At 73.3% G+C, this 3,672-nt stretch carries 3 protein-coding genes and 1 pseudogene; 2 read left to right on the top strand and 2 right to left on the bottom strand.

All coding sequences use genetic code 11. From position 1 onward, the window contains the following. Positions 1-158 (bottom strand): annotated as a pseudogene (locus IH13_RS46295) (biotin carboxylase N-terminal domain-containing protein); the annotation flags it as partial. Between the two features lie 8 nt (positions 159-166). Beyond that, positions 167-1,783: a carboxyl transferase domain-containing protein gene (locus IH13_RS0134310; RefSeq protein ID WP_031090766.1), complete on the bottom strand. Its 1,617-nt coding sequence runs from the start codon at positions 1,781-1,783 to the stop codon at positions 167-169. A gap of 130 nt (positions 1,784-1,913) precedes the next feature. On the opposite strand from IH13_RS0134310, the gene IH13_RS0134305 reads away from it, so the two are divergent. Together IH13_RS0134305 and IH13_RS0134300 are read left to right on the top strand one after the other, a co-directional pair. Further along, on the top strand, positions 1,914-2,564 hold the full coding sequence (locus IH13_RS0134305; RefSeq protein ID WP_031090765.1) for an SACE_7040 family transcriptional regulator: 651 nt from the start codon (positions 1,914-1,916) through the stop codon (positions 2,562-2,564). Positions 2,565-2,700: 136 nt separating this feature from the next. Beyond that, complete coding sequence (locus IH13_RS0134300; RefSeq protein ID WP_031090764.1) at positions 2,701-3,531, top strand: phosphatase; 831 nt, start codon at positions 2,701-2,703, stop codon at positions 3,529-3,531. Positions 3,532-3,672 lie beyond the last annotated feature (141 nt).

Genomic DNA, 3,672 nt, shown 5'->3' with positions numbered 1-3,672 from the left:
GGCCCGATACGGACCGCCGTATCGGCCTCGCGGACGTGCCGGGCGTCGGCGTCCGCGTCGCTGAAGACGGCGACCGAGCGCACGCCGAGCTCCCGCAGGGTCCGGATGACCCGGACCGCGATCTCGCCACGGTTGGCGACCAGAACAGTACGGAACACGGGGGTCCTCACATCCGGAAGACGCCGAACTGGGGGTCACCCAGCGGGGCGTTGGCACAGGCGGTCAGGGCGAGTCCCAGCACCTGCCGGGTCTCCGTCGGGTCGATCACACCGTCGTCCCAGAGTCGGGCGGTGGCGTAGTAGGCGTTGCCCTGCTCCTCGTACTGCGCGCGGACCGGGGCCTTGAAGGCCTCCTCGTCCTCGGCGGCCCACTGCTCGCCGCGCCCTTCGATCTGGTCCCGCTTGACCGTGGCGAGGACCGAGGCGGCCTGCTCGCCGCCCATGACGGAGATCTTGGCGTTGGGCCACATCCACAGGAAGCGCGGCGAATAGGCCCGCCCGCACATCGAGTAGTTGCCCGCCCCGTAGGAGCCGCCGACGACGACGGTCAGCTTCGGCACCCGGGTGCACGCCACGGCCGTCACCATCTTGGCGCCGTGCTTGGCGATGCCCCCGGCCTCGTAGTCACGGCCGACCATGAACCCGGAGATGTTCTGCAGGAACACCAGGGGGATGCCGCGCTGGTCGCACAGCTCGACGAAGTGGGCGCCCTTCTGGGCGGACTCGGAGAACAGGATGCCGTTGTTGGCGACGATGCCGACGGGGTGGCCGTGGATCCTCGCGAAGCCGGTGACCAGGGTCTGGCCGTACTCCGCCTTGAACTCCTGGAAGCGCGAGCCGTCCACCACCCGGGCGATGACCTCCCGCACGTCGTAGGGGGTGCGCGAGTCGACGGGCACCGCGCCGTACAGCCCGGCGGGGTCGGCCCTGGGCTCTTCGACGGGCTCGACGGTCCAGGGGAGCGGGGCCCGGGCGGGAAGCGTCGCCACGATGTTCCGGACGATCCGCAGCGCGTGGGCGTCGTCCTCGGCGAGATGGTCGGTCACCCCAGACGTACGGGAGTGGACCTCGCCGCCGCCGAGCTCCTCGGCCGTGACGACCTCACCGGTGGCGGCCTTCACCAGCGGCGGCCCGCCCAGGAAGATCGTCCCCTGGCCTCGCACGATGACGGCCTCGTCACTCATGGCGGGCACATAGGCCCCGCCGGCCGTGCAGGAACCCATGACGGCGGCGATCTGCGGGATGCCGGCACCGGACATCCGGGCCTGGTTGAAGAAGATCCGCCCGAAGTGGTCCCGGTCGGGGAACACCTCGTCCTGCATCGGCAGGAAGGCGCCGCCCGAGTCGACCAGGTAGAGGCAGGGCAGGCGGTTCTCCAGCGCCACCTCCTGGGCGCGGAGGTGCTTCTTCACCGTCATCGGGTAGTACGTGCCGCCCTTGACGGTGGCGTCGTTGGCGACGATCACGCACTCACGGCCGCCGACCCGGCCGATCCCGGCGATCACCCCGGCCGCGGGCGCGGCGCCGCCGTACAGCCCCTCGGCGGCCAGCGGGGCCAGCTCCAGGAAGGGCGAGCCCGGGTCGAGCAGCGTGTCCACCCGCTCACGCGGCAGCAGCTTGCCGCGCGCCACATGCCGGGCGCGGGCCTTCTCACCCCCGCCGAGCCGTGCCGTGGCGAGCCGCGTCCGCAGCTCCTCGGCGAGCGCGTGGTGCGCCGCCTCGTTGGCCCGCCAGGCCTCCGAGGCGGGGTCCGCCGCGCTCGCCAGGACCGGTGCCTGCTGCATCGTGTCGAGCCCCCTTGCCCGTACCGCAGTAGTGGATCGAGCGTGCTGTCGCCGCCGAACCGTGTTAATGACCGTTAACGTCTCAGCTCAGGTTAACGAGCGCTAACGCCACTGTCTAGAATGAATCTCCATGAGCACCCATGCCGCCGACCGCGCAGCCGCCCGTGCCGTCTCCCGTGTCGCGGCACCCACCCGTCGCGAGCAGATCCTCAAGGAGGCCGCCCGGCTCTTCGCCGAGCGCGGTTTCCACGGGGTCGGGGTGGACGAGATAGGGGCTGCCGTCGGGATCAGCGGCCCCGGCCTCTACCGCCACTTCCCCGGCAAGGACGCCATGCTCGCCGAGCTGCTCGTCGGCATCAGTGAGCGCCTCCTCGACGGCGGCAGGCTGCGGGTCAGCGAGGAGGCGGCCTCGCCCGGCAGCTCCCCGGAGGCCCTCCTGGACGCGCTCATCGAGGGCCACATCGACTTCGCCCTCGACGACCGCCCCCTGATCACCCTCCACGACCGGGAGCTGGACCGGCTGCGCGACACCGACCGCAAACGGGTGCGCCGCCTCCAGCGGCAGTACGTCGAGGTGTGGGTCGAGGCGGTGCGCGCCCTCTATCCGTCCCTCCCGGAGAACGAGGCCCGGGTCACCGTCCACGCGGTGTTCGGCCTGCTGAACTCCACCCCGCACCTGGCCCGCCCCGAAGCCCTCCCGGGCCGCGCGGCGACGGCGGCCCTGCTGCACCGGCTCGCGCGGGGCGCCTTCGAGGCGGCGGGCGGCGGCGCCGAGGGCTGAGTCCGCGGGACGCCGTCCGGCGGGCGGAGCGCCGCGGGGTGTGCCGAGCGGCGGACCGGCGGTGCCCGGGGGACCCGCCCTGTCCGGCGCACGGGACACCGGGCGCGGGGCCCGGCTCCGGCGGCACAATGGGCGCATGCCGATACCCAGCCGCGCCGCCCTCGTCGAGCACCTCGTCCGTACCCGTATCGCGGGCGATGTCGCCACGCCTCGGGACAACAACCTGGACCACTACCGCAGGCTCGCCAACGGCGACCGCCACTACTGGCTGGGGCTCGAACTCGGTGACCGGTGGCGCGACGAGCAGGACGTCCTGGCGGTGATGGCGGAGCGGTGCGGTGTCGACGACGACCCCGAGCACCGGCAGGGCCAGGACACCATCGACCCGGAGCTGACCGTCGACGCCCTGGACCGGATGGCGGCCCGGCTGCGGAAGGCCGCGGACGGCGGGGAGCGGGTGCTGTTCGCGACCGGGCACCCGGGCGGGCTCCTCGACGTGCACCGCAGGACCGCCGAGGCGCTGCGGGCCGCCGGCTGCGAGATCGTGAGGATCCCCGGCGGGCTGGTGGCGGACGCGTGCATGGTCTTCCAGTTCGCCGACGTCGCCGTCCTGGAACGCGGCGCCTCGCTCTGGCACACCCACTCCCCGGCGCCGATGGCCGCGATCCTGGACGGTCTGGAACGCGAGGGCAGGCCGCAGCCGGACCTGGTCGTCGCCGACCACGGCTGGGCCGGCTGCGCGGGGCAGCGCGGGCTCGACTCGGTCGGGTACGCGGACTGCAACGACCCGGCGCTCTTCATCGGCGAGGCGGAGGGCACCGTCCAGGTCACCGTCCCGCTGGACGACCACGTCACCGACCCGCGGTTCTACGACCCGATGACGGACTACCTCCTGGCCGCCGCCGGGCTGATCCCGTCCGGGGACCCCGCCCCCGGCACGGCCGCGGTCGGTGTGGACCCGGCGTAACGCCCCGCCCGGAGCGAACTCGCCTCCATGAGCGGGGCCCGCGCCGTCTCCGTACGGGAGTGCTGCGCGACGGTGCGTCCGGTGACGGTCACCGCCACCGCCTCGTCGTCCTCGGCGGAAGGGCGGCATCGCGCTGCCGGG

This window comes from Streptomyces sp. NRRL WC-3549 (assembly GCF_000721935.1).
Lineage (GTDB): Bacteria > Actinomycetota > Actinomycetes > Streptomycetales > Streptomycetaceae > Streptomyces.
This window is presented reverse-complemented; position numbering and strand designations above follow the sequence as displayed.